Here is a 25,190-nt window from a genome sequence, read left to right as displayed (position 1 = left end):
CTCACCCTTCTTTTACGATGGTGGTCTCGTTTTTAAGCATTTCTTGTACAATAAGTGCTATTTCATTTTTGTACGGAAGATTAGCAATGGATTGATAGATAGACTGAAGTTTGTCCTCTATCACACGGTCCACACTATTTTGTATATCATCTTGACTCATTAATGTCGCATATTCTTTTACATTTTCAAAAATCGGAGAGCTATCATTACCAACTAATAATTTTTTTTCGTGTAAAAGCTTATTTATAATAATAATATTTTCAATAAGTTCTGTGATTTGTAAGTCTTGAACATGCATTGAAATTCGAGATATCAAAAGTGACTCAATCTTGGTTAATAAATGAATAGACTCATCAAAAGAATGTAATTCACTATAATAAAGACTCATTTTATGCTCGTTGATATCTTTAATTGCCGTTGCAAGAATATGTATAACAGTAAAATCATTTGTTTCGGAAAGTAGTGCGTAATATAAACCACTGTAATAATCACCAGCTAACACATTCAGTTGACGTTTTTTTTGTAGCACGTTACTTTCACTAGTATCGTTTTTCAATGGAACTATTTCATGGGTATCTAAAGCCATTTGAACAAACATAGTCGATAAAATGTACTGCTCTATTTTAGGCTTTGGTAATGTTGTTTGCCTCATAATCGTATACAGTAGAGCTAATTTTATTTCATCGATTGCTGGTTTTTGAATGATCCTATCTAAATAATCGTGTTGTACTTTAGCTTCAATCAACGATCGGAGTCTATTAAGCTCCACACTAGATGTTGGCAAAATAATCACCTAAACCTTTTCATACTTACTTTAGTCACATTTGATATTATAGCACACTTTAAGTAGGCAATCATTTCAAACGCAACGTTTACGCTTCTTCGTTTATTATCTCGCCGTGACTAGTTTGAATTATTGCCTTTCCTCTTACCTTAACTGCAGACGTGTGTTCAGTAAATTGTGCAATCATCACTTCATTTCGATCTAATTTCTCCGCATGATGGAATCTTGTATCTGAACCACGTGTTAAGCCAATTACGTTCACGCCATCTTCCAATGCCTTAATTACGAAAAAATCATTTTTATCCATGTTATCCCTCCATTGACTCTATTATCGTACCATTTATTGTTACAAGCATGTTAGCTTTTTCTATGGAATTAAAAAAGGGTGCGCAAATACGCACCCTTTTACCCTATGTAAAAGTATTATTTTACACTTTCTTTTAGGGCTTTACCTGGTTTGAACGCAGGTACTTTACTTGCAGGAATTTCGATCTCTTCTCCAGTTTGTGGATTACGACCTTTACGAGCTGAACGCTCACGTACTTCAAAATTCCCAAATCCGATTAATTGAACTTTCTCACCACTTTTAAGTGAATCCATGACAGATTCAAAAACTGCATCTACAGCTTTTGTAGCATCTTTCTTAGAAAGTTCGCTTTTTTCAGCAACCGCATTTACTAAGTCTGTTTTATTCATGACATTCACCTCCTCCCAATAATTCTTCATTCGACATTGGAATAAATAATGTTTATCTCATTATTTGACCAATTTGCCATCAATTATACTTTGTGCCAACATTTTCATGTGTGACAAGGCTTATATTAACCGAGATTGCCTTAAAATTCAACAATTAGTACGCAATTTCTCGATATTTATTTGTTATTTAACCCAAATTCAACAATAAATCGGACGTTTTTATCCAATTAATGTAAATTTAGATGAGTTGTTGGAAAGCCTTTGCCAACAAGCTTCTTAATAACAAAGTTTGTTACTTATAAGAGATATACGACATAAACTATTATTTTCCTGCTGTTCAAGAGAAATTTTTTATTTTTAAACGGGTTTTTATCTTTAAGTCCCTCGAATCTTCACATTTGATGTAAATTGGACACTGTGATGAAAGTAATTTCCAAAGTAATAACAAGGGGCTCTGTGTCGTCTATCTACTAAACAGTCTCCTCCCCCACCATTCTAAATAAGGAAAATATTTACAGTTAACCGATTTTGTGACAAATATTAAAAAAGCAAAAAAAAATAGCAGCCATATTGCGCTGCTATAGAATAATAGCGATAAGTCCACCTGAACCTTCGTTTATTATCCGCTCTAACGTATCTTTTAATTTATATCGTGCATTCTCTGGCATTAACGCTATTTTTGCTTGAATTCCTTCTCTCACTATAGAGCTTAGTGATCTTCCAAATATATCTGATTCCCATATAGATAATGGATCTTCTTCAAAATCTTGCATGAGATATCTGACTAGTTCCTCGCTTTGCTTTTCTGTACCAATAATTGGTGCAAACTCAGATTCTACTTCAACCTTAATCATATGAATGGATGGAGCTACAGCCTTTAATCTGACACCAAATCTTGAACCTTGACGAATAATTTCTGGCTCATCTAGTTCCATATCCTCAAGGGATGGAGCTGCGATACCGTATCCAGTTTGTTTTACCATTTTAAGCGCTCCGGATACTTGATCGTATTCTCGCTTCGCATGGGCGAAATCTTGCATTAATTCAAGTAAATGATCTTTACCTCTGATTTCTTCTCCAACAATTTCTTTTAAAACTTGATCATACAAGTATTCCGGTGCGTGTAGGTCAATTTCAGCCACACCATCTCCTAATTCCATGCCTGCTAAGTTTGCCTTTTCAATGTAGTCATATTGATCAAAATCACCAACAATATAATCTACATCTCGAAGTCGCTTGATACTTTTAACAGTTTCTTGAATTGCTTCTTGATAATTTTCACGTAACCAGTGGTTTTCTTTTAGTACCATTACCCAGCTCGGGAGATTAACATTTACCTCTAGGACTGGGAATTCGTACAACGCTTCACGTAGAACATTGTTAACATCATGCTCAGTCATCGTTTCAACATTCACTGCCAATACAGGAATATCATGCTTGTCAATTAGTTCTTGTCGTAATAGTTCTGTTTCTTGACTAGTTGGTCTCAATGAATTTATAACCATAATAAATGGTTTTCCAACTTCTTTTAATTCATCTACAACTCTTGCCTCTGCATCTACAAAATCATTTCGTGGTATCTCTCCAATTGTACCATCCGTAGTAACAACCACGCCGATTGTAGAATGTTCTTGAATTACTTTTCTCGTTCCGATCTCTGCAGCATCATGAAATGGTATTGGATCTTCATACCATGGAGTGTGGATCATTCTTGGACCGTCTTCATCTTCATATCCCTTTGCGCTATTAACCGCATATCCTACACAGTCCACTAGTCTAACATTTACGTCAAGACCTTCGTCCACCTCGATGCTTACTGCCTGATTCGGAATAAATTTAGGCTCTGTAGTCATGATTGTTTTGCCAGCTGCACTTTGTGGCAATTCATCCTGTGCTCGTGCACGGTCATTTTCTTCTTGGATGCTTGGTAGTACAACCAACTCCATAAATTTCTTAATGAACGATGATTTACCCGTTCTAACCGCTCCTACGACTCCTAAATAAATATCTCCGTTTGTCCGTTTCGAAATATCTTTAAAGATATCAACTTTTTCCAAACGATCCCCTCCCAATTTCCTTAACCAATTAATCATGAACAACATACGTATAATTGACATTACAAGTCTATGATGTTGTCCTATCAAAATATGACTTAAATCATAAAAATAAATTATGTATGTTGTGTCAATAAGAAACTAGTTTCTATTAATTAAAAATAACCCCTTGTAACACTTTATGCTACAAGGGGTTAAATATGATTTATTTTTTTTCTGAAATATAAACTGGTTCTCCGTCTTTAATTGTAGTTGGATAAGAATAGGCAGGTAAAAATGGTGTGTTTTCAGCTAGAATATATCGAATATCATCCCCTGTTTTATAGGAGTGATCATACTTATTTAGTGCTTCGTACAAATCTGGACGATAGTCTACGTATAGTTTACCTTCAGTATCCATAATGATTTGGAGATTTTTTTGCGAATATGGACTGACAACATATGGTTCGTTCTCATATCCAAGTTTATCATAATCTATTTGATAAAGTTCATTTGTAATAGGCTGCCCGAATGGTGGGTATAAATTTTCGTTTCGATATATCCGAACCTGTAAAGCAACTTCACGTATAACGTCAGATATCCGAAGATCAATTAGTTTAACACGCGGGTTATCCTCCGGTGTTAATAGTGCATATTGATAAACGCCCCCATTTTCATAAGCAGTACCTGGTATTTCGGCCAAAATACCTTTTTCTTTTAATGCACTAAAATCAATTAAATATTTTCGAAATATAGGCGTATTTTGGTCTTTTGTTTTTATCGGTACCAATCCACCTGTTTTTTCACGGTACGTATCTACTGCAGACTGCACCGTTTCTAATTGGATTTCGTTAGGCACTTGATTTTTTGCTAATTCACCTTGCGGATAAAGACAACCACTAAGGAGAGATAACAGGATTACAGTGCCTATCACACGTATATATGTATAGTTCATGATAAATCCTCCTACAACTTACCCTGTTGGCCCACTTAAAACAATGTAAAAAATAATAATACTTCCTAAAATTAAACTTATATAAGCAATTGTGGCCACAATTCCAGCCAACCAACCCTTAAGCTTGTACCTACTAAGTAAAATAAGACCAATAGCTAAAATCAATAGTCCCATACCGACAAAAGATATGTACATTTTGAGCATGGAATTAGACATATTATTTCCTCCTACTACTACGGTTGTTTATTACCAACAGTATTATAACATACAAAATGCCGTTATTTTGTGACCAAATTAAGATTTCAATTACATAGCTATACAATGAAATGACCGAGAAGGAGAGGGCGAACTCCAACTCAGTCTGACTAAATAATATCCTCAGCAACTTTATCCATGAATGCTTGTGCGATTTATTTTATGCGAATATATAGCTATTCGCATCATCACTTGCCCATGAATCTTTATTTTTTGAAAAGTTTATTTAACGATTGCATATCCATCGGCATTTTATTACTTGTTATAGATTGTACAATTTTATCCTCTTTTTCCTTCGATATTGGCTTATTTGCCATCCGTGCTAATTGTCTAACAAGATTTCTTACAGTTTTTTCGTCCGAAAAATTAGCATGCTTAACAGAATCAGCAACTTTATAAATGTCATCCTGTTTAATACTGGACTTTTTCTCTATATTATTGAAAAGATTATCTTTAAAACCACTCACGAACTTTCCTCCTTGCAATGTTTATTCAACACATTATATGCAAGGAAAAAGGCTTGCGTGCTATGACGAGTACTGCTTGCTTAATAAATTGGCTAAATCGTCCATTTCTTCCCGTTTTGTTCGATTCATTAATTGATCAACAACGGTCTTAGGTTTTTCTCCCTCAAACAGAATGTCATAAATACCATTGGTGATTGGCATCTCTATTTGTTGTTTTTCAGCAAATTGATGTGCAGCTTTCGTTGTGCGAACACCTTCAACTACCATCCCCATTTGATCTAGAACCTCATCTAGTTTTCGTCCTTTACCTAGTAAATTACCTGCACGCCAGTTTCTGCTGTGTACACTTGTACATGTAACGATTAAGTCACCAACACCAGGTAAGCCGAGGAATGTTAACGGATTTGCCCCTAGAGAAGTCCCTAGTCTTGCAATTTCAGCTAATCCACGTGTTATTAATGCTGCCTTTGCATTATCACCATATCCTAATCCATCAGAGATTCCCGCTCCAAGAGCAATTATATTTTTAAGCGCTCCACCTAACTCAACACCTAATACATCAGGGCTTGTGTATACTCGGAATGCTTCATTTATAAATAAATCTTGTACAATTTCTGCTTTGCTTTCATTTAATGAAGATACGGTGACTGTCGTGGGTTGACGTTTAGCAACTTCTTCAGCATGACTTGGTCCAGATAAAACTACAATGTCCTCATAATAATAATTCGTCATTTCTTCATCAATCATTTCCGAAATTCGCTTCAGTGATTCTGGTTCAATACCTTTAGAAGCATGGACAATAGTGGTGTCTTTAGAAACGTATTTATCTAATTTAGAACATACCTCGCGAACTGCTTTTGAAGGAACTACAACTACTACTGCTGAGACGTCATCGACAGCATCAGCTAAGTTTTCATATGCTTTAATTTGTTTTGGTATCATAATCTCTAAATATTTTTCATTCTTATGCGTAGAGTTGATTAAATCAGCTTGTTCCTTACGGTGCGTCCATAAGCGTACATCATGACCATTATCGGCCAATACGATACTTAACGCTGTTCCCCAACTTCCAGCTCCTAATACTGCAACTTTTGTCAATATAAGCCACTCCTTTACTGTCTTCTTCTTGCAAATATCTTAATTGGAGTTCCTACAAAACCGAATGCTTCTCTAATTTTATTCTCCAAAAAGCGTTGGTAAGAAAAATGCATAAGTTCTGGTTCATTCACAAATATAACAAAGCTTGGTGGCTTTACGGCAACTTGTGTTGCATACAGAACCTTAAGCCTTTTTCCTTTTAACGTTGGTGTAGGATTCATAGCAAGTGCATCCATTATTACATCATTTAAAACATTAGTCGGAATACGTTTTGAGTGATTCTCACTAGCCAATTTAATGGCAGGTATTAACGTATGCAATCGTTTTTTTGTTTTTGCAGATAAAAATACAATAGGAGCATAATCTAGAAACAGAAAATGCGCACGTATCTTTTCTTCAAAATCTCGGATTGCTTTTTCATCCGATTCAATTGTATCCCATTTATTAACGACAATAATAATTGCTCTTCCTGCCTCATGCGCATATCCAGCAATCTTTTTATCTTGTTCGCGTATACCTGTTTCCGCATCAATTAATACTAATACTACATCGGAACGTTCAATAGCCTTCAGTGCACGTAATACACTATATTTTTCTGTTGATTCATACACTTTCCCTCGTTTTCGCATACCAGCTGTATCAATAATGACAAAATCTTGATCATCTTTATGTAGTTGCGTGTCGATTGCATCACGAGTTGTACCTTCGATTTCACTTACGATAACACGATCTTCATTTAATAACGCATTCACTAAAGATGATTTACCTACGTTTGGTCGGCCGATCAAACTAAAATAGATGGTATCTTCATCAGCTACCATTGTTTCACGTTCAGGAAAGTGTCCAACTACTTCATCTAATAAATCCCCTAAACCGAGGCCATGAGCACCAGAGATTGGATAAGGCTCCCCAAATCCAAGTGAATAAAATTCGTAAATTTTTTCACGTAACTCAGGATTATCAATCTTATTAACACCTAGAACAATTGGTTTGTTTGATTTATATAGAATCTTAGCAACTTCTTCGTCAGCTGCGGTTATTCCCTCTTTACCATTTACGAGAAAAATAATAACATCTGCTTCGTCGATAGCAACTTCTGCTTGATGACGCATTTGAACTAGTAAAGGTTCATCACCAATTTCTATTCCGCCAGTATCAATAACATTAAAGGTGGACGCTAACCACTCTCCCTCGGCATAAATCCGGTCTCTCGTCACACCAGGTATATCTTCAACGATTGAAATACGTTCACCGACTAATCTATTAAAAATAGTTGATTTACCCACATTCGGTCTACCAACAATTGCAACTACAGATTTCCTCATGAAAGGAACATCCTTTCTCTTATACCAAATTTGCGTACATTACTTGTAATAACTTTATTCATTCTAGCAAAAGAACGTGATATTAACAATTGTTTTCATAAGAGATTACTTTTCTGTTAACACTTGGAGCGATTTTTTATAAGAATGGAGTATAGAACGAACCTTTACTCTACACATATGTACTACTTCTATTCCTATAAAGATAAATAAAATAAGTAAGATACAATCAAAAAACCTATATCCACCAATTTGTTCTTGAATTGTGTAACTGGACAATATGAAACTATATAATAACTCAGCACTGCATAAACCAAGGATTGTCACTGATAATCGAGTATAAAATCCCGGTGTTATCATTAATACAACAAAAACTATTAGAAAAGGTATAATAATTGTTTGGGAAAGAATCATCCATATGGGTAGGTTAGTCTCCCATACTTTAATTGATAAATAAAGTACCATAATGGTTAACGAAGAAAATAGGTTGAAAAATATGCGCCTCGTCTGTCCGAGCATCACAATGGAACCAAATATTAATAGTAAAAAAGAGAGTGAGAGCTTGTAGCCTAAAAGAGTTAAACTTATTGGTGAGCTCGTCAAAATAAGTAAAATCCATAAAGCGTACAGCGTACGTCTCTTTTCTTTTTTCATAATGAAGGTTACATATATCCACAATAACCAACTTAACCAATAAAATAGTAATCCGCTTGTCATAGTCATCACCTATTACTAAGTATGACAAAATTATTAGCGTTTTAAACAAAAGACCTATTCGTATATTTTGTTGCTCCTTAACCTTCTTAGTTGAAGTAAACTGCGAACTAGTGAAAATTTAAATTTATGGTAACAGCAACGTTGATTTCCACTGCGGGCAAGGCTAGTGAAGGAACATTTTTGAGGGTACTGGAAAGATTGCGTGCAGGATGTCAGCTTGCGGACACACGATCCTTTATTTGAGTAAAAAAAGGGTAAATGCGGTTGTTATCGGACTCAGGATTCCTTATTTGGGTAAAAACAGTTGAAAATCATGTTTTTTAGCTTAATAAGACATCGTGTGTCCATTAACCCTCAAAATAAAGGCAAAAATGGTAAATAGGGCATCCTCAGTCCGATACCAAGCAGGCTCATTAAGTTAGTTTACAGTTGAAGGAAATTGCGAACTAGTTAAAAATTTAAGTCTATGGTAACAGAAACGTTGATTTCCGCTGCGGGCAGTCGCTTTCCGCGGGCGGCTGGTGAGCCTCCTCGTGCTTCGCACTGTGGGGTCTCACCTATGCCTATTAATCCCGCAGGAGTCGACTGCCCTCCGCTCCAATCAACTGCCACAATAGCGTGTAACTCATGTTTTTTAACAAATGAAGCAAGAATAATGAGGTGCAATTCCAGCGAAGGAAAAACATGAAGACTCCTGCGGGAAAAGCAATGTTTTTATGCGAGGAGTGAAGCATCTCCGAAATCACTTGCAACACGACGAGCAACAGCTGAAGACCCCACAGGAAGTGGTTTTCTTCCGAGGAGGCTCAGGCGTTGCCCGCGGAAAGCGTAATGTTTTTCCGAAACGGTAGTTATCTTCCGTCTACTAGTTCGAACTTTACGGAAGTTGCGACAAAGCAACAACCCTTTAGGAAATAGACTACACAAAAAACGCAACCCGATTGGATTGCGCTTTTATTAGAGATAGTTTATTTATATTTATCGAGCTTATCACCGATCATATCACCTAATTGAAAGCTTGACTGGTCATCATCTTTTTCATACTTTTTGTATTCAGCAGCTTCTTGCTCTTGTTCAATTTCCTTTATACTTAAAGACATACGCTGCTCTTTTTCATTAACATCTAAAACCTTTACATCTACTTTTTGACCAACTTCTAATACTTCTTGAGGAGTTCCAATATGGCGGTTAGCTATTTGGGAAATGTGAACCAAACCTTCTACACCTGGAAGAACCTCAACAAAAGCACCGAAATTAACTAAACGTTTAACTGTTCCTTCTAAAATAGTTCCCCTTGATACTTTTGATTCAATATCAGTCCAAGGACCTGCAAGTGTTTTTTTATGCGAAAGGGAAATACGTTCGTTGTCGCGATCTACCGAAAGGACTTCCACCTTTATTACTTGACCTTCGGATACAACATCAGAAGCTTTTTCAACATGATTATGCGACAACTGCGAAATATGGACTAGTCCATCTATTCCACCAATATCGACAAATACACCGAAGTTTGTCATACGCTGTACAGTTCCATCTAAGATTTGACCTTCCTCTAATGATTGAAGAATGTCTTGCTTTTTAGCAACTTCTTCTTCCTCTGTTACTGCACGGTGAGATAAAATTACACGATTCTGTTCCCGATCCAAATCAACTATTTTCACACGAATTGTTTTATTTTTGTAATCTGAGAAATCTTCAACATAATATGTTTCTACAAGTGACGCCGGGATAAAACCTCGAAGCCCAACATCCACGACTAAGCCACCTTTTACAACATCTTTTATTTCCGTTTCAAAAACTTCTTCATTCTTATATTTTTCTTCGAGATCGATCCATGATTTATCTGAATCAACTGCCTTCTTAGAGAGAATAACCTCATCATCTTCTACTTTTTTCACCATTAAAGTTAGTTTGTCACCTTCAGCAACAACATCTCCAGGAATTTCTATGTGCAGGTTTGACAGTTCTCCGATCGGCACGATCCCCTCTGTTTTATAGCCAATATCAACAAGAACTTGTTTATCTTCAACTTTCACAACAGTTCCTGTAATTGTATCGCCAACATTAATTTCCATCATTTCATTGCCTGATTCACTCATCTGAAATCCTCCTTAAAATACATAAAAAAGTCTATATGTATAAACATTCTTTTGTATAACTTCTAATATTTATAATTATTTGTCAAGTGATGTTGTCTATAATTGATGATTTATACCTATTTTTCTAACGCGTTATAGAAAAGATTCTAACTTTCCAAAACAAGTTGAGCTTCTTTTAAAATAAGTGCGGATACATCATTTATCGTTAAAGATGTTGTGTCGATTTCAATGGCATCATCTGCCTTAATCAATGGTGCAGATTCGCGCTTTGTATCAATTAAATCGCGTTGTTCAATTTCTTTTTTCAACTCTTCTAAGTTGGATGAAAAACCTTTTTGAATATTTTCTTCATGTCGACGTTTTGCACGTTCTTCAACCGTAGCATGCAAAAAGATTTTCACTTCTGCATCTGGAATTACATGTGTGCCAATATCTCTTCCATCCATTACTACCCCACGTTTTTCCGCAAGAAGTTGTTGGCGTTTAACCATTTCTACTCTCACGCTAGGGTGTTTCGCGACATAGGAAACGTTATTTGTTACTTGTAACGAGCGGATGTCCAACGTAACATCTTGATCATCCAAATATACTTTTTGTCCATCATTCGATTGAAACAGCTCTATTTTAGTTTCTGTTAGTAATTTTGCCAATTCATCCTCATTTTCCAAGGATATTTGTAGCTTTAGAGCTTTAAAAGTTAACGCGCGGTACATCGCGCCTGTATCGATATAAATATAAGAAAGTTTGTTCGCGACTATCTTTGCTACAGTACTCTTTCCTGCCGCAGCTGGTCCATCAATTGCAATTGCTATTTTACTTCGTTCCGTCATTACTTCCATCCAATCCTCTCATCATTCAAGAAAAGTTATAAATTTATCTTCCTATTCTAGTTTACTAAAAAAACTTGGCAAATGCCAAGCCAAGTTAGTTTATTGTAGCTCTTTCGTTCTCAGTTCCCTTTGTTTTTCGAAGCAATATTGAATAACCAACTGTTGATCCTGTTTAGAGATTGTCTCAAATTTAATAGAAGCTTTATGTATGTCACTATTTGTAATTACCCTAACTACTTTAGAGTGATTATTAATATAATGGAATTTACCATTTTGCATATGTAATACCAACCAAACATCTATCAAATCATTTTCATTTAACGTTTGATTTGCTGGTATAATGATCGACATACCTCCTCCACTAATATCTGTTGTAACTGTCGCAAAAGATACCGCTGGATTTTCCTTTAATTGTACAGAAACATCAACAGTGGTTTCGATCCTGACATATGCTCGACGCTGAATTTTTTGAACATCTTCCTTTTTTGGAATGGTGATTGCCAAAGCTGGAATTGTTACATTTACCTTAGCTACTATTTTTGATTTAAAAGAAAATACTGATTGATTTTGCCCGATGTATGAGGTTTGAATAATTGTTCCTTTTGGTAAAATAGAAGTTCGATTTGTATTTTCATTTATAGGATAATCAATAAATAGATAATGTTCATTTTTTTCTATAATTTTACAGCGATATGTGGTATTACTATTCGTCTCAGGATTTTTTACAGAAAGCGTAAGCAACGTTCCTATTTCCATCACATACCCCCACCTTCAATATTATTTTATTACTATATACCTATTATTACAGAAAACTCAAAAAAGGGAAAGAAAAATTCTTTCCCTATAAAACTAAATCTAAATTAACTTCTGTACCATCAAGTTTTTCAACTTTTTCTTCCGTTCCGTCCATTGCATTAATAAATATCCGGTATGTCTCATTATTGAGAACACCTAAAAATTCATAGGTTAGAACTTCCTCCCCAACCGAATTATCGATTATTGCCATGTTTTCTTCATTAATCTGCACTTCAGGATTGACTTGTTTTTTAGCTTCTTCAATTGTTACTTCTGGGTTAGGAATTTCTCGTTTCTTATGGTTCATGAAATAGTTTCTGCTAGTCAAACCTAATATATCTCCATTATCTAAAGCCACTTTTACTTCAATAGCATCAGAGTATACACGGACTCCATTATCGTTGTAAAGGAATGAAAATACTCCTATATTGTTATATTCAGCACTCTGAAACGTAACCATATCTTCGAACCCTAGCTCATTAATATATGCCTTTGCTTTCTCAAGCGCTTGGTTCAAACTAATTTTATTTTGTTTGATTGGTCGGTTAACAAGTAATGAAATAGGATGTCCACCTTGAACAGTCATATCCATATAGGCGTTTTTGTCATCCCCACGGTAAGAAATACTGTACATTGGTATATCTGCACCTTTACCCGTTTCTGTTATCGTTAACTTCGCATCTTCCGGAACATTAAATAATTTTCTACTTTTCTTTAATGCAGCTTCTTTACTAATTTTATTACCAGATAACGATTGATAATTATGCTCTTTATTTGAGGTGCCAATGAGTGCACCATTTAATTTACTTTCAGTATACCCTTCAACTTGCTTCTCAACAGTTCTAAATCCATCAATTATCGTATTATCAGATTGCTCATTTGGAGTAGCTAACGCAAGTTGAACATCCATCCAACGTAAATTATTTTCTAAAACCATATGCTGTACTTTACGTAATTCACTTTTTATATCACCAGATTGTTGGTATAGTTTATTCAATCTTTCAGTTTCTTCCTTTGAAAGAGGCTCTGTTGTTAAATCTCTTACTGCTGTTTTATACGTAAAATCGCCTATATTCGAAAGAAATTCCTCTGTTTTGTTGAATGGGATCAATGCTAGTGGAAGCTGACCTACATCGGATAAAGCCTGTGATGTTATCCTCCAAATTTCTATTAATTGTGGCGATAAACTGTTTGACGAATTCATCGCTAGAGACGTTCCTATTTTGTTATGGAGTAAATCAATATGATAAGTTAACTCGTGAAATGCACGTTGATAGTTATTTTCTGCTTGAACTAAAATTGCATTTTTTTCCTGGTGCTCTTGATAGCCCCATACCCCTACTCCGACGATTCCAATTGCTAGAACTGTTATCAATATCCAACGAACCAAAGTGATCACACCTTTCTATTTACAAAATATATGCTTTCCAATCTGCTTGATCTGTGGTCGTGACCATATCCAATCTGAAGTTGCAGTATTAGGATTAAAGTAATACAAAGCGCCTCCCGATGGATCCCAACCGTTAATCGCATCTATTACTGCTTGTTTCGCTGTATCGTCTGGGGTTAACCAGATCTGCCCATCTGCCACCGCTGTAAAAGCCCTTGGCTCAAAAATAACTCCAGCAGCAGTATTAGGAAATGTTGGACTCTCAATGCGATTTAAAATAACCGCAGCTACTGCCACTTGTCCAACGTATGGTTCTCCCCTCGCTTCTCCGTATACAGCATTTGCCATTAGCTGTATATCATTTTGAGAGTAACCTTCAGGAACATTCATTGCAGTTGGAGCTGGTGCTGGATTACCATTGTTCGCGTTATTTGTATTGTTCGTGTTGTTTGTATTGTTTGTATTCGGCGACTGATTGTTTGTTGAATTCCCGGTGTAATCGTATTCTGTTACACTCACAAGTTTTTGCCTAGTTTCCAAACCAGCCAGTCCATCTACTTCAAGTCCAAATTCATATTGAAAGTTTCGTAAGGCCCAATACGTGCCCCACCCAAATACACCGTCAATTTCACCATTATAAAAGCCAATATATTTTAATCTTGACTGTAGCTCAATAACATTTTCACCAACTGCCCCATGCTGAATTACCTGATCAGTAAATGCATAAGTCGTATCATTCGAATGAAATGTTTGTACTAGAAACGTTATACAAAATGTACTCAAAACTATGAGCCCTATTTTTCGCAGCATTGATTTTTCCTCCTGACAGCTTATGAACTTCATAACTCTATTTTTCGAAAATGTTCTCTTTTTATACATTAATTTATAAATCTTATATAGATATAAATAACTTTTGCATTAAGAAACTTTGCTTTTCGCCATTCTTTAGTGATGAAAACTTATAATTATATTTTCATAAAAAAATCCTTTGTACAAAATAAAATGTACAAAGGATTTTAATGGGCTATGTATTTTTAGTTGTTACTTTATCGGTATTAATTGCCATTTTCACCCTTCGAAGGGCTACAAACCATAAAAAAATCATAAACGGAACTAATAGAATTAACCAATCACTTGCTACTTTCTTTAAAATATAATTATATGTTCCATGTAAGAGAAAAGGAATTATCAATGCTAGAGCGAGGTTCTTTTTTTTATGCAATGATCCCATTTTAGCCTTACCTAGATAATAACCCATGATTACCCCAAATAATGCATGGGAAGATACTGGGAATATTGCTCTAGAAAATGCGTATTCGATTCCGTTTGAGAATAAGTACAAAAAGTTTTCCACTGTTGCAAACCCTAAACTTATTGCTACAGCATACACTATACCATCGTAATGCGCATCAAAAGCGGTATGATGGTAAATTGTATAAACAAAAATAAACCATTTAAAAAATTCTTCCATCAAAGCAATTGTAAAAAATGATTGGATAAAATCACCATTTCCAATCCCCTCTGCTTGCAGTGCGTATTGCATAAACATGATAGGAAATACCAAAATTGCACCATATATGACATTACGAAGTATTAAATGTAATGGTTCAGTGAAGCGATCTTTTAAGTAAAAAAAAGACATTAAAGCAAACGCAGGCGCAATACCAGCCGATAGTAAAGCAAGCATATTTTAACCTCATTCCAGTTATGTTATTTCAATAATAACATTAACTATCACTATTGAAAATGCAAATAAAACCACTAGGAATAGGGGGAAACCCTTCTATTTTATGAAGGGTCAAATATTTGTTCAATCTTTGAAAAATCACTAGCTAATCCAACCATTAGTTTAATCCTAGCTTTTTTACTATCGTAGTCTCTTCCTAATATAACTCCACTTTTATATAAGTCATAAGCACTGCCTAGGTAATCATAAGTAGTGTAAACCTCCCCCTCTTCTGCGGAAGTTGTAATAACCACCTTGATCCCTTTTTCTACACATCGCTTAATCTCATCCACCATTTTTGGTGATATTTGTCCACGCCCAACACCTTCTAATATAAGTCCTGCAACATTCGATTCCCGTGCAGTTCGAACATATTTCTCATCTGCATCCATATAACATTTTATAATGTCTACTTCTGGTAATGCTTTTTTTAATTCAAAATATTCGTTATTGATCGGTTTTTGATGGACATGAACATATCCATTATCAATAATTCCTAAATAACCAAACCCAAACGAGTTAAATCCTTGTATGTTGGAGGCATGTTCTTTTTTAACATATTTTGAATGAAAAATCCGTTCATTGAACACAACAACGACCCCAACATCAATTAGGTCACTACTACAAGCAGCAAGGATCGAGTGTTTAATGTTAACAAATGAATCTGTACCAATTTCATCTGGAGACCGCTGTGATCCCGTCACCACAATGGGTTTTTCTTGATTTGTAACTAAGTTTAAAAAATAGGACGTTTCCTCTAATGTATCCGTACCGTGAGTAATAACTACACCATCAACTTCACGTTTATCTAAATGGTAGTCAATCCGTTCTTTTAAAAGCAGCAAATCATTATATGTGATATGCATACTCGCTTTCTGAAATACGGATTCTACTTCAATATCAATGCCAAAATCATTTGGAATATCACATAAAAGCAGTAATTCGTCCCCTGATATTACACCTGATTCCAGTAAACCGGAATGCATGTTTTTTTTACTTGCGATAGTTCCTCCTGTAGATAGCACTACTACTTTTTTCATGTAATTTCACCCTCTTCTCACCCATACCCTATTAAAGATTCTTGGTTATATAATTTGCTATCATTTTTCCATGATGTCTTCCGTTTTCAATAAAAATTTCGTTGTTATTATACCCTGCTGCTATAACGCCTGCTACAAATATACCAGAAACATTTGTTTCGAGGTTCTTTTGATTAAAATTTGGTCGGCCGCTTTTTGAATCAATTTCAACTCCGATTTGCTTTAAAAATTCATGATCTGGTCGATACCCAGTCATCGCAAAAACGAAATCATTTGGTGTAGCTTTTTTTTCCCCATTTACTTCATAATGTACTTTTTCATCCGTAATTTCACAAACAGTAGCGTTAAATTCCATCTTTACTTTATTTTTTTGCACTAATGCATCAAATTCTGGTAATATCCAAGGTTTTACGCTTTTTGAATACGTTTCACCTCGATATAAAACCGTAACATTAGCCCCTGCCTTATACAATTCTAACGTAGCGTCAACTGCAGAATTTTTCCCACCTATAACGAGCACATTTTTATTAAAGTAAGGATGTGCTTCTTTAAAATAATGCATAACCTTAGGTAAATTCTCACCAGTTATCCCCATATAATTTGGCTGATCATAATATCCAGTAGCGATAATAACATTTTCTGCTCTATATTCTTTACTCTCTCCGGTAGTTGTACAACTGAATACAGAAAATATATTATTTACCCTTTTAACGTTCACAACCTTCTCAAACGTGTTGATACGTAAATTTTTTCGGTCTGCAACTGAGCGATAATAGGCCAATGCCTGATTACGTACTGGTTTTTGTTTTTCTGTAATAAAAGCTACATCACCAATTTCAAGTTTTTCACTTGAACTAAAAAACATCTGATGCGTTGGAAAATTATATATGGTATTTACAATATTTTCTTTTTCAATTATTAATGGATTGATTCCACGATCTTGTAATTCAATTGCACAAGACATGCCACATGGACCCGCACCTATAATAATGGTATGTTCCTTTTGCACCGTAATACACTTCCTTTATAGCAATACATTAATACTTAGCATAAGCGTCATTGCGCTACAGCTTACAAATTGACAATAAAAAAACTCCTATCTAACTATACATGATAAGAGTTTTTTCGTCATTTATTTCAGGTCAATAGTTTTTTCATATTCCTATTCTTACACCCAACCACGGAACCTAGATGCTTCAGCCATCTTTCTTACACCAATCATATATGCTGCTAAACGCATATCTACACGTCTAGTTTCTGCTGTGTTATAAATTGAGTTGAAAGCCTTAACCATAATCTTATTAAGCTTCTCTTCAATTTCTTCTTCTTCCCAATAGTACCCTTGATTATTTTGCACCCACTCAAAATAAGATACCGTTACTCCACCAGCAGAAGCTAGAACATCTGGCACCAATAATATTCCACGATCAGATAATATTTTGGTCGCTTCTAAAGTAGTTGGACCATTCGCGGCTTCAACTACAATGCTAGCTTTGATGTTATGAGCATTTTCTTCTGTAATTTGGTTCTCAACTGCTGCAGGAACCAAAATATCACAATCAAGTTCAAGTAAATCTTTATTGGAAATAGTATTATCAAATAATTTCGTAACCGTTCCAAAACTATCGCGTCGATCTAAAAGGTAATCAATATCCAGGCCATTTGGGTCGTGTAGTGCACCGTAAGCATCTGATATACCTACTACCTTTGCACCTGCGTCATATAAGAATTTAGACAAAAAGCTACCTGCGTTACCAAACCCTTGGACAACAACTCTCGCACCTTTTACATCAATACCTTTTTTCTTTGCTGCTTCATTAATACAAATTGTAACACCTTTTGCAGTTGCAGATTCTCTACCATGTGAACCACCTAAAACGATTGGCTTACCAGTAATAAATCCAGGACTATTAAATTCGTCAATACGGCTATATTCATCCATCATCCAAGCCATAATCTGTGAATTTGTAAATACATCTGGTGCAGGTATATCTTTGTTTGGACCAACAATTTGACTAATGGCACGTACATAACCACGACTAACACCTTCTAACTCACGGAAGGACATTTCACGTGGATCACAAACAATACCACCTTTACCACCACCATATGGAAGATCAACGATTCCTGCTTTTAAACTCATCCAAATGGATAGTGCTTTTACTTCTGTTTCTGTAACATCTGGGTGGAATCTTACCCCACCTTTAGTTGGACCAACTGCATCATTGTGTTGTGCACGATAACCTGTAAAAATTTTCATCGAGCCATCATCCATTCGAACTGGAATTCTCACTGTCATCATTCGAATAGGATCTTTTAATAATTCAAATACCTCATCAGGATAACCCAATTTTTCTAATGCGGTTTTTACAACAGTCCTTGTTGAATTTAATACGTTGTTCTTTTTATTTTGTTCTTTAGTAGAATCTGCTGCTTTATCGGCTACCATGAATTTACCTCCTAGTAAATCTACTCATTATAATATATATAGCTGTACTCAGAGATTAGTATACACTTTCATCATAAATATGCAATAAAAGAAAGCCTTTTTTCTTCAATTATTTTAAAGAAATGAAAACGGCAACATATATGCTTTAATTTGTGTCTTATATCGTCTGATTATTAATAAAAATTGCGAATTATTTGATGGATTGCATCATCATTCATAATCACTTTTCCATATTCTTCTAATCTTGCAGATGTCACAATGCTTGGTGATGAAAACTCGGATAAAATTGCGATTACATTTTCTTTATGTGTCCTATTTAAATCGTTGTCTTGTAAAAGCATATAATATCGTTCATTCATAAAATATATTTTTCCACCAGTGATAGAAGCATTAGCTAAATAAGAAGCTACTTGAATTAAATCCTCAAACTCTTGAAAAGAAAATATTAATTCATTACTTTCATCTAAGGTAACTTTCATTTCAATAAAATCCTCATCCCAATTGGAGTATTCCATTTTTTGCGTTACATAAACATGCATCCCTTGTGCCTGCATTAAATGTACATGTACAAGGAGCATTCCTTCTAACTCAATACCAAGTTCACTACTAGCTTCATACATCATGTCACTAAATAAATTTCCAGCATTTTTAACATCGCTCCAAAGCTCTTGTGTAGTAAACCCACGTTCAATTAAGTCATCAAATGTTAAAAAAATGGTAAACTGATCATTTGAAACTCGTTCAATACGCAATGCAGAAACCCCCTTCACATTCTACACTTATTAATCATGTATTTTGTTTCTTGTTATACTATATGCAACAATTGAATATTTTGCACATACTCTTAATCGCATTGTTTAAAATGCAACACGTGACATTCCGATTTGGTACCTAGACGTAAGGGCAGCTTTGTATATCCATAGCCTTCACTTACTAACATATTTGTATTATCTATTTTTTTATAACTTCCTTTTTCATATGGACCAAAACCAAATATTCGAATTTGCCCACCATGCGTGTGGCCAGCTAATACTAAGTTAACTTTATTTTTTTCGTGTTTCTCCATTTCAAAAAAGCCACTCGGGGCATGCGTAACTAAAATTGTATACGCATCATTAATACCATTAATTGCCAAGTCAAAACGTGCTTCTTTATACTTACAGCAATCAAGACCCACCAAATTAATCAGATCCCCATTTACTGCTGCAACCTTTTCTGTTTCATTAGCTAAGATCACAACGTTTTCTTCTTTAAGTAATTGATATAATGCGTCAGGATTTTCTTCATAGTCATTATTTCCCCATATAAAATACATAGGTGACTTCCACTTCTTTAACAGTTTTACATTTTTCTTCACTCGCGCTAGCGGCACACCTTTTTCCTTTAAATCGCCACCTATTATTACCATATCAATATGTTGTTCAATATTATTTATTGTTTTTTCATTTAATTTCCTACGATGAATATCAGATATAAACAACAACCGGAAATTATTAAACCCATCAGGGAGATCCTGATCAATTACCGATTGGCTTTCTATTGTATCATGATGAGCCAAATAAACCATATAAAATACTATCCATAATATAACGACTCCAATTAGCAGAAAAAATAACATCCTCATTATTTCCTTTCCTTTATGATACAAGTATATTTTATCACATTACAGAATAGGACAAATTGTCCGCACATACATATAGATGGATACTGATTATTAAAACGAAAGGAGAATAATATGTTTACTCAATTCAAATATTGGGAGCCATATATTAGCCCAAAAGACCCCTGTCCACCAATGAGAGTGAAGAGCTATCCCACTCCACCACAGCTATATATTCCCTTCCAACCACCAGGGCTACAACAATTTGATCCAAAATCCGCCTTATACCATGGAACATTATGGCCAGACCTATTTAGTCCATATCCTAATCCGCGTTCCACAAATCGAGGTGATGATAATGAATAAAGCGATGCCTCCAGAATATTATCAATTACTAGAAGAAATACAAGCAATTGATTTTGTCCTGGTAGAACTTAACCTGTATTTGGATACACATAATGATGATTATGATGCCATAGAACAGTTTAACTTAAACGTTAAGAAGAGCAAACAACTTAAAAACGCATTTGAAAAAAAGTTCGGACCGCTCATGCATTTTGGTAGAAGTTACTCCAACTATCCATGGGATTGGGATAATACACCGTGGCCATGGCAAGTTTAACTAGATCACCTTAGAAAATCCAATTCTGATGGGAGGACAATTGTCGTGTGGTATTACGAGAAAAAATTGCAATACCCGGTAAAGGTACGGGATTGCAATCCAATGCTTGCAAAATTCTTAATCGAACAATATGGTGGAGCAGATGGAGAATTGGCAGCTGCATTACGTTATTTAAATCAACGGTATACCATTCCAGATAAAGTTGTTGGACTATTAAATGATATTGGAACAGAGGAATTTGCTCATTTGGAAATGATAGCTACAATGGTATATAAACTGACAAAGGACGCAACAGCAGAACAAATGAAAGAGGCTGGTCTGGGTGGACATTATGCAGATCACGATAAGGCTTTATTCTTTCATAATGCTGCTGGTGCTCCTTTTACAGCAACTTATTTCCAAGCCAAGGGAGATCCTATCACAGATTTATATGAAGATATAGCTGCGGAGGAAAAAGCAAGAGCAACCTATCAATGGTTAATTAACTTGTCCGATGACCCAGAAATAAATGATAGTTTAAAATTTTTACGAGAAAGAGAAATTGTTCATTCTTTAAGATTTAGAGAAGCAGTTGAGATCCTTAAAGAAGAACGAGATAAGAAAACAATATTTTAAAGAAACGTGTCGCTGGAATTCAGCGGCATTTTTTACATTTAAATGCAACAAGCCTTCACAATAAAACCTTGGCAACTAGCCAAGGTTTTTAAAAACTAATAGGAATATCTACCAAATTGTTATCCCACAGTAAATAAATAGAAAGTATTAAAATGATAACGATAACAATGACAAAGCTGAAACGGACAAATGGGCGACTAACCTTTACTCGAGTATGTTTCTTTTTATTACCATGAATTTCTTTTCGTGGTGGGAGATTTAAAATATCAACTTCACGGGATGCTTGTTTCGTTTGTGAATCATCCTCCAGTGAGTAAATATCTGAACTCACATTTGAATTAGCTGATTCATTCCCTTGTACTTCATTGAATAATTTTCGAAGCTCAGTCGCTTGATCATCGCGTCTTTCATTTTTCTCCGTCATAAACAACACCTCTTTTTTGAAAACGAATAACTAAACCTAATATAAAGTCGACGACAAAATGTGCTGTAATTGTTACAAATAAGTTCCCCGTAATCTCAAACAGAAAACCAATATAAAAGCTCACAAGTAATATGGAAGCTAGTAATACAGGTTTAAATAAATAACGAAAATGAATAAGTGCAAACAATATGCTTGCAATAAAGTAACCAAAAGTTATATGAATTACCCCTCTAAATAGTAATTCTTCTGCTACAGCCACCAGTAACGTGAAAAAGAAAATTTCCCTAATAGAAAGATTACGAAAAATCCGTTCATTTATGCCACCGTCATCGTAGAATCTTTTTGGCAGAAAACGTATTGCAATCAGGTCAATGAATACAATGATTAGCCCTGGAATTAGACCATAATAGATTATGTCAATGAGCGAAAGTTTAAAGTTATCAAACCACACTCCGAATGATTCAAATAGAAAATAACTAAGTACAAGACTAAGAACTAGTAGAATTAGCTGTGAAAGGACTAATTGTGTTTTTAGCTCCCGGACTGATAACTGCTTAATAATTTCACTTTGCTTATGCATTTTTACCTCCAGATGATGACTGAGAATTACTTGTAAAAATGGCTTGTAATTTTTCCTCCCAGGTAAGATCTTTCACTTTCACTAGTGGCTTTTGTATGTTCCATTCCGCCAGGCTAAACCCGCAATTACTACAGCATTTATGTTTTGGTTTCGTATAAGAGGACTGAAATTCTTTATAAAGTAGCGCTCGCAAACATTCGTCTGTATGAATCCAGTCAACCATTTCTTTCAATTTTTTCTCTTTTATATCAAGTCTTTCCTGAATAATATTGGTTAAAGATTCAAAGGCTAACTTCCACTTATCTTTATTAAAGACAATCTGTTTATCTTTTATCATATCATGCTTTTCAAATTGATAGTGCAAAAATCTCCACTGACTTTCCTGTATTTGTAGAATAGACTCAACTTGCTCTAAAATAGTAGGAATTTGTATACCTTTGCAATACATTTCATAGAGTTGTTGAAAAACATAGATCAACTCGTTTTTTTGGGGAAGCTCCCTCTCAATTAATTTTGCTGGAAGAAGATGATCGTGATCCGAGTAAAGAAGAACACTAACGCATTCCTTCCCATCCCGACCTGCCCTTCCAACCTCTTGAATAAATGATTCAATCTGCGTCGGAATATGATAATGAATAATGAAACGAATGTCTTTTTTGTTAATGCCCATTCCGAATGCGCTTGTGCAGCATATTACATCGAGTTGATTATTCATAAATTGTTGCTGCACTGAAATCCGGTCTGTCGTTTCCATACCACCATGATAATGTGCAACCCTTAAACCATCTTGGTTTTTCATCAAAAATGATGTAACATGCTCTGTTGCATCCCTACTCGAAAAGTAAATGATTGTAGGAACACGCATCTGTTTTACTTGTTCTAATATCCACTCATTCTTCTCATTATCGTTTACTACCTTTTTTACGTCAAAAATAATATTTTCTCGATCCATTGGGTAGATATGATCCACCATTTTAGGGCGCTTAATAATATGTTTAATATCTTGCTGGATCTCCCTTGGTGCAGTAGCACTCAAAGCTAGTACTACAGGATTATTCAATTCAGCAATTATGTTACTTAATCGTAAATAATCTGGACGAAAATCATGTCCCCATTGTGAAATACAATGTGCTTCGTCAATAACAAACAATTGAACGGACAATTTTTTTAGCTGTTTCCTTAACTCATGTTGTTGAAGAAGCTCTGGAGATACATAAATTAATTTATATTTTTCTAGCTGCTGATAAATAGTACTTCGTTCAGTCCAATCGATAAAACTATTTAATGCAACAACTTCTTTAAAATTTAAAGCTTTAAGCTGCTTTACTTGATCAATCATCAGTGAAATAAGTGGAGAGACAACGATAGTTGTACCAGATAACATCTTTGCAGGTAATTGGTAACACAACGATTTTCCCATACCTGTTGGAAGTATTCCGAGAACATCCTTACCCCGCATCACGTCCCGAACTATTTCTTCTTGACCCATTTGGAATGTTGTGTAGCCGAAATGAGCTTGTAATTGTTTTTCTAATGATATGTACGGACTATTCATCTTGATCACCTGTATGTTGCATAGTTGCCAGAACTAATCGAATTTGAAAGTAACTAATACTTTGTGCAACACTTTGCTTTATTGACTTCAATTTATATGAATTCTCTTTCTGAACAGCTTCTATTATTTGTTGACGCTCGTTTTCAGGCACAAATTTGTTAACTTGAAAATCTTGAGTGAACAAAGCTATTTCAACAATATGATCGTATACTGTATTTTCTTTTATCCTTCTAATTCTTTTAATATCACTGACAGTAAGATCCTTCTTTAGCAATTGATAGGTTCTTTCAGCTGAATCGGTAATAAATTGTTTATTTGTAAGGTCTTTAATAAGAAAAGCACAAACTGGAAAAGAATTTCCCCTGTTCATTATGACGTTCAATATTTGGTGATTCATCCTTTCAATTATTAATTGAATGTCTTTACTTGTCATATTATAAGTCAAAGCTATTTGTTCTTTACTGCTTCCATAAGCTCTGTAACCTGTCAGTCGATCTACATAAATGGATGCTTCCTCGGAAGTAAATAAAGAAAGTAACTGATGTAATTCTTCATGCATTTTTGTAAAATATTCCCGTAATCTTGGCTTTAATTGCTTGTAGATAGACTTCATCCATTGTAGGGTTGCTGATTTATCTATGACTGGGATGTAGGAATGATTATTATTGCTGCTGTTAGATAATGCTTGAATAAATAATAGTAATCGATCATAGAAAATATTTGTAACAGAATGAAAGAGTAATCCATTATAGGTGTCCAATTTTAATTGACTAGCATGATCTCGCATCCAACGCTTTCCTTCCGGAGTAACGACTATCTTTCCAGATTCAGTGCTTTCTATTAAGCTATTATCGTCCATGTCTTCTACCACTTGATTAAATTCCTGTTTAGTTAACAGCTTATCAACCCCATAAAATTGCTTTAAACGGTAAACATGAGCATCTTGGACGGTCTGTATCGATTTTTTACCAGTTATTAAATGATAGACTGCTGAATTCGTTCTGTTTTGTTCTAATTGTAAACTACATGTTAAAATAATTCCTTCAAGTAACATAACGGAACCCCTATTATAAAATGATTGATATTAAGTTGAATTGTCATTTGTTCAGCTTTACAATGGAAGTAGTGCGAGCAATAG

28 protein-coding genes are annotated in these 25,190 nt (G+C 34.9%); 3 read left to right on the top strand and 25 right to left on the bottom strand.

Going from position 1 to position 25,190, the window contains the following annotated elements; all coding sequences use genetic code 11:
- Window position 1: 1 nt before the first annotated feature.
- From ACY9Z2_RS08105 to ACY9Z2_RS08005, 21 genes are all read right to left on the bottom strand, one after another.
- Window positions 2–784 (bottom strand): heptaprenyl diphosphate synthase component 1, encoded by a 783-nt coding sequence (locus tag ACY9Z2_RS08105; RefSeq protein ID WP_463609119.1) that lies wholly within the window; start codon window positions 782–784, stop codon window positions 2–4.
- Window positions 785–872: 88 nt separating this feature from the next.
- A complete protein-coding gene (gene mtrB, locus ACY9Z2_RS08100; RefSeq protein WP_463609118.1) occupies window positions 873–1,091 on the bottom strand; it encodes a trp RNA-binding attenuation protein MtrB in 219 nt (72 codons plus the stop codon).
- Between the two features lie 116 nt (window positions 1,092–1,207).
- Complete coding sequence (locus ACY9Z2_RS08095; RefSeq protein ID WP_404452853.1) at window positions 1,208–1,480, bottom strand: HU family DNA-binding protein; 273 nt, start codon at window positions 1,478–1,480, stop codon at window positions 1,208–1,210.
- A gap of 578 nt (window positions 1,481–2,058) precedes the next feature.
- Window positions 2,059–3,537: a stage IV sporulation protein A gene (gene spoIVA, locus ACY9Z2_RS08090; RefSeq protein WP_463609117.1), complete on the bottom strand. Its 1,479-nt coding sequence runs from the start codon at window positions 3,535–3,537 to the stop codon at window positions 2,059–2,061.
- A gap of 202 nt (window positions 3,538–3,739) precedes the next feature.
- A complete protein-coding gene (locus ACY9Z2_RS08085) occupies window positions 3,740–4,468 on the bottom strand; it encodes a YphF family lipoprotein (RefSeq protein ID WP_463609116.1) in 729 nt (242 codons plus the stop codon).
- Window positions 4,469–4,486: 18 nt separating this feature from the next.
- Window positions 4,487–4,684 carry a DUF2768 domain-containing protein gene (locus tag ACY9Z2_RS08080; RefSeq protein ID WP_463609115.1) on the bottom strand — a complete coding sequence of 66 codons (198 nt, stop codon included), beginning with the start codon at window positions 4,682–4,684 and terminating at the stop codon, window positions 4,487–4,489.
- Window positions 4,685–4,929: 245 nt separating this feature from the next.
- Window positions 4,930–5,190: a stage VI sporulation protein F gene (locus tag ACY9Z2_RS08075; protein ID WP_463609114.1), complete on the bottom strand. Its 261-nt coding sequence runs from the start codon at window positions 5,188–5,190 to the stop codon at window positions 4,930–4,932.
- A gap of 60 nt (window positions 5,191–5,250) precedes the next feature.
- Complete coding sequence (locus tag ACY9Z2_RS08070) at window positions 5,251–6,288, bottom strand: NAD(P)H-dependent glycerol-3-phosphate dehydrogenase (RefSeq protein ID WP_463609113.1); 1,038 nt, start codon at window positions 6,286–6,288, stop codon at window positions 5,251–5,253.
- Between the two features lie 14 nt (window positions 6,289–6,302).
- Entirely contained in the window at window positions 6,303–7,613 is a 1,311-nt protein-coding gene (der, locus tag ACY9Z2_RS08065) for a ribosome biogenesis GTPase Der (protein ID WP_463609112.1), read from the bottom strand.
- Between the two features lie 105 nt (window positions 7,614–7,718).
- The gene (locus ACY9Z2_RS08060; protein WP_463609111.1) at window positions 7,719–8,327 is read right to left on the bottom strand and encodes a YphA family membrane protein; all 609 of its coding nucleotides are present in this window, start codon (window positions 8,325–8,327) and stop codon (window positions 7,719–7,721) included.
- Between the two features lie 968 nt (window positions 8,328–9,295).
- Window positions 9,296–10,426 carry a 30S ribosomal protein S1 gene (gene rpsA / locus ACY9Z2_RS08055; RefSeq protein ID WP_463609110.1) on the bottom strand — a complete coding sequence of 377 codons (1,131 nt, stop codon included), beginning with the start codon at window positions 10,424–10,426 and terminating at the stop codon, window positions 9,296–9,298.
- Window positions 10,427–10,572: 146 nt separating this feature from the next.
- Complete coding sequence (gene cmk / locus ACY9Z2_RS08050; RefSeq protein WP_463609253.1) at window positions 10,573–11,256, bottom strand: (d)CMP kinase; 684 nt, start codon at window positions 11,254–11,256, stop codon at window positions 10,573–10,575.
- A 99-nt stretch (window positions 11,257–11,355) separates the two neighbouring features.
- Entirely contained in the window at window positions 11,356–12,012 is a 657-nt protein-coding gene (locus ACY9Z2_RS08045) for a flagellar brake protein (protein WP_463609109.1), read from the bottom strand.
- 85 nt (window positions 12,013–12,097) lie between these two features.
- Window positions 12,098–13,441 carry a germination protein YpeB gene (gene ypeB, locus ACY9Z2_RS08040; RefSeq protein WP_463609108.1) on the bottom strand — a complete coding sequence of 448 codons (1,344 nt, stop codon included), beginning with the start codon at window positions 13,439–13,441 and terminating at the stop codon, window positions 12,098–12,100.
- Between the two features lie 15 nt (window positions 13,442–13,456).
- Window positions 13,457–14,251 carry a spore cortex-lytic enzyme gene (gene sleB / locus ACY9Z2_RS08035; RefSeq protein WP_463609107.1) on the bottom strand — a complete coding sequence of 265 codons (795 nt, stop codon included), beginning with the start codon at window positions 14,249–14,251 and terminating at the stop codon, window positions 13,457–13,459.
- A 214-nt stretch (window positions 14,252–14,465) separates the two neighbouring features.
- Window positions 14,466–15,128: a glutamic-type intramembrane protease PrsW gene (gene prsW, locus ACY9Z2_RS08030; protein ID WP_463609106.1), complete on the bottom strand. Its 663-nt coding sequence runs from the start codon at window positions 15,126–15,128 to the stop codon at window positions 14,466–14,468.
- Window positions 15,129–15,229: 101 nt separating this feature from the next.
- Complete coding sequence (locus tag ACY9Z2_RS08025) at window positions 15,230–16,207, bottom strand: asparaginase (RefSeq protein ID WP_463609105.1); 978 nt, start codon at window positions 16,205–16,207, stop codon at window positions 15,230–15,232.
- Window positions 16,208–16,238: 31 nt separating this feature from the next.
- On the bottom strand, window positions 16,239–17,216 hold the full coding sequence (locus ACY9Z2_RS08020) for a YpdA family putative bacillithiol disulfide reductase (RefSeq protein ID WP_463609104.1): 978 nt from the start codon (window positions 17,214–17,216) through the stop codon (window positions 16,239–16,241).
- A gap of 159 nt (window positions 17,217–17,375) precedes the next feature.
- The gene (locus ACY9Z2_RS08015) at window positions 17,376–18,656 is read right to left on the bottom strand and encodes a Glu/Leu/Phe/Val family dehydrogenase (protein WP_463609103.1); all 1,281 of its coding nucleotides are present in this window, start codon (window positions 18,654–18,656) and stop codon (window positions 17,376–17,378) included.
- 173 nt (window positions 18,657–18,829) lie between these two features.
- The gene (locus ACY9Z2_RS08010) at window positions 18,830–19,408 is read right to left on the bottom strand and encodes a genetic competence negative regulator (RefSeq protein ID WP_463609102.1); all 579 of its coding nucleotides are present in this window, start codon (window positions 19,406–19,408) and stop codon (window positions 18,830–18,832) included.
- A 92-nt stretch (window positions 19,409–19,500) separates the two neighbouring features.
- Window positions 19,501–20,280 (bottom strand): metallophosphoesterase, encoded by a 780-nt coding sequence (locus ACY9Z2_RS08005; protein WP_463609101.1) that lies wholly within the window; start codon window positions 20,278–20,280, stop codon window positions 19,501–19,503.
- Window positions 20,281–20,391: 111 nt separating this feature from the next.
- Here ACY9Z2_RS08005 and ACY9Z2_RS08000 point away from each other — a divergent pair, with 111 nt between their 5' ends.
- The 3 genes from ACY9Z2_RS08000 to ACY9Z2_RS07990 are packed head-to-tail and all read left to right on the top strand — an operon-like array spanning window position 20,392 to window position 21,493.
- Window positions 20,392–20,622, top strand: a complete 231-nt coding sequence (locus ACY9Z2_RS08000; RefSeq protein WP_463609100.1) for a spore coat associated protein CotJA — start codon at window positions 20,392–20,394, stop codon at window positions 20,620–20,622.
- On the top strand, window positions 20,615–20,878 hold the full coding sequence (locus tag ACY9Z2_RS07995; protein ID WP_463609099.1) for a spore coat protein CotJB: 264 nt from the start codon (window positions 20,615–20,617) through the stop codon (window positions 20,876–20,878). Before ACY9Z2_RS08000 ends, ACY9Z2_RS07995 begins: the two co-directional genes overlap by 8 nt.
- A 45-nt stretch (window positions 20,879–20,923) precedes the next feature.
- Window positions 20,924–21,493 (top strand): manganese catalase family protein, encoded by a 570-nt coding sequence (locus ACY9Z2_RS07990; protein ID WP_463609098.1) that lies wholly within the window; start codon window positions 20,924–20,926, stop codon window positions 21,491–21,493.
- Window positions 21,494–21,581: 88 nt separating this feature from the next.
- On the opposite strand, the gene ACY9Z2_RS07985 is transcribed toward ACY9Z2_RS07990, so the two are convergent.
- From ACY9Z2_RS07985 to ACY9Z2_RS07970, 4 genes are read right to left on the bottom strand one after another with little or no spacing between them, the layout of a single operon-like run.
- Entirely contained in the window at window positions 21,582–21,917 is a 336-nt protein-coding gene (locus ACY9Z2_RS07985) for a hypothetical protein (RefSeq protein ID WP_463609097.1), read from the bottom strand.
- Window positions 21,901–22,497, bottom strand: coding sequence for a CPBP family intramembrane glutamic endopeptidase (locus tag ACY9Z2_RS07980; protein ID WP_463609096.1), 597 nt, complete (start codon window positions 22,495–22,497; stop codon window positions 21,901–21,903). Before ACY9Z2_RS07980 ends, ACY9Z2_RS07985 begins: the two co-directional genes overlap by 17 nt.
- Window positions 22,490–24,052, bottom strand: a complete 1,563-nt coding sequence (locus tag ACY9Z2_RS07975; RefSeq protein ID WP_463609095.1) for a RecQ family ATP-dependent DNA helicase — start codon at window positions 24,050–24,052, stop codon at window positions 22,490–22,492. The genes ACY9Z2_RS07980 and ACY9Z2_RS07975 overlap by 8 nt, the downstream gene beginning before the upstream one ends.
- On the bottom strand, window positions 24,045–25,106 hold the full coding sequence (locus tag ACY9Z2_RS07970; protein WP_463609094.1) for a YpbB family protein: 1,062 nt from the start codon (window positions 25,104–25,106) through the stop codon (window positions 24,045–24,047). Before ACY9Z2_RS07970 ends, ACY9Z2_RS07975 begins: the two co-directional genes overlap by 8 nt.
- Window positions 25,107–25,190 lie beyond the last annotated feature (84 nt).

The organism is Virgibacillus sp. GM2-2 (assembly GCF_055329585.1).
The sequence above is the reverse complement of the archived record's forward strand: the minus strand, read 5'-3'. Positions and strand labels throughout refer to the sequence as shown.

Coding starts and splice junctions, on each gene's coding strand:
- ACY9Z2_RS07970 (WP_463609094.1), bottom strand. CDS start 25,106: ATGTTACTTGAAGGAATTATTTTAACATGTAGTTTACAATTAGAACAA.
- ACY9Z2_RS08085 (WP_463609116.1), bottom strand. CDS start 4,468: ATGAACTATACATATATACGTGTGATAGGCACTGTAATCCTGTTATCT.
- ACY9Z2_RS07995 (WP_463609099.1), top strand. CDS start 20,615: ATGAATAAAGCGATGCCTCCAGAATATTATCAATTACTAGAAGAAATA.
- der (WP_463609112.1), bottom strand. CDS start 7,613: ATGAGGAAATCTGTAGTTGCAATTGTTGGTAGACCGAATGTGGGTAAA.
- ACY9Z2_RS08025 (WP_463609105.1), bottom strand. CDS start 16,207: ATGAAAAAAGTAGTAGTGCTATCTACAGGAGGAACTATCGCAAGTAAA.
- ACY9Z2_RS08000 (WP_463609100.1), top strand. CDS start 20,392: ATGTTTACTCAATTCAAATATTGGGAGCCATATATTAGCCCAAAAGAC.
- ACY9Z2_RS08095 (WP_404452853.1), bottom strand. CDS start 1,480: ATGAATAAAACAGACTTAGTAAATGCGGTTGCTGAAAAAAGCGAACTT.
- mtrB (WP_463609118.1), bottom strand. CDS start 1,091: ATGGATAAAAATGATTTTTTCGTAATTAAGGCATTGGAAGATGGCGTG.
- ACY9Z2_RS07980 (WP_463609096.1), bottom strand. CDS start 22,497: ATGCATAAGCAAAGTGAAATTATTAAGCAGTTATCAGTCCGGGAGCTA.
- ACY9Z2_RS08080 (WP_463609115.1), bottom strand. CDS start 4,684: ATGTCTAATTCCATGCTCAAAATGTACATATCTTTTGTCGGTATGGGA.
- ACY9Z2_RS07985 (WP_463609097.1), bottom strand. CDS start 21,917: ATGACGGAGAAAAATGAAAGACGCGATGATCAAGCGACTGAGCTTCGA.
- sleB (WP_463609107.1), bottom strand. CDS start 14,251: ATGCTGCGAAAAATAGGGCTCATAGTTTTGAGTACATTTTGTATAACG.
- ACY9Z2_RS08015 (WP_463609103.1), bottom strand. CDS start 18,656: ATGGTAGCCGATAAAGCAGCAGATTCTACTAAAGAACAAAATAAAAAG.
- ACY9Z2_RS08005 (WP_463609101.1), bottom strand. CDS start 20,280: ATGAGGATGTTATTTTTTCTGCTAATTGGAGTCGTTATATTATGGATA.
- prsW (WP_463609106.1), bottom strand. CDS start 15,128: ATGCTTGCTTTACTATCGGCTGGTATTGCGCCTGCGTTTGCTTTAATG.
- ACY9Z2_RS07975 (WP_463609095.1), bottom strand. CDS start 24,052: ATGAATAGTCCGTACATATCATTAGAAAAACAATTACAAGCTCATTTC.
- ACY9Z2_RS08045 (WP_463609109.1), bottom strand. CDS start 12,012: ATGGAAATAGGAACGTTGCTTACGCTTTCTGTAAAAAATCCTGAGACG.
- ACY9Z2_RS08060 (WP_463609111.1), bottom strand. CDS start 8,327: ATGACAAGCGGATTACTATTTTATTGGTTAAGTTGGTTATTGTGGATA.
- cmk (WP_463609253.1), bottom strand. CDS start 11,256: ATGACGGAACGAAGTAAAATAGCAATTGCAATTGATGGACCAGCTGCG.
- rpsA (WP_463609110.1), bottom strand. CDS start 10,426: ATGAGTGAATCAGGCAATGAAATGATGGAAATTAATGTTGGCGATACA.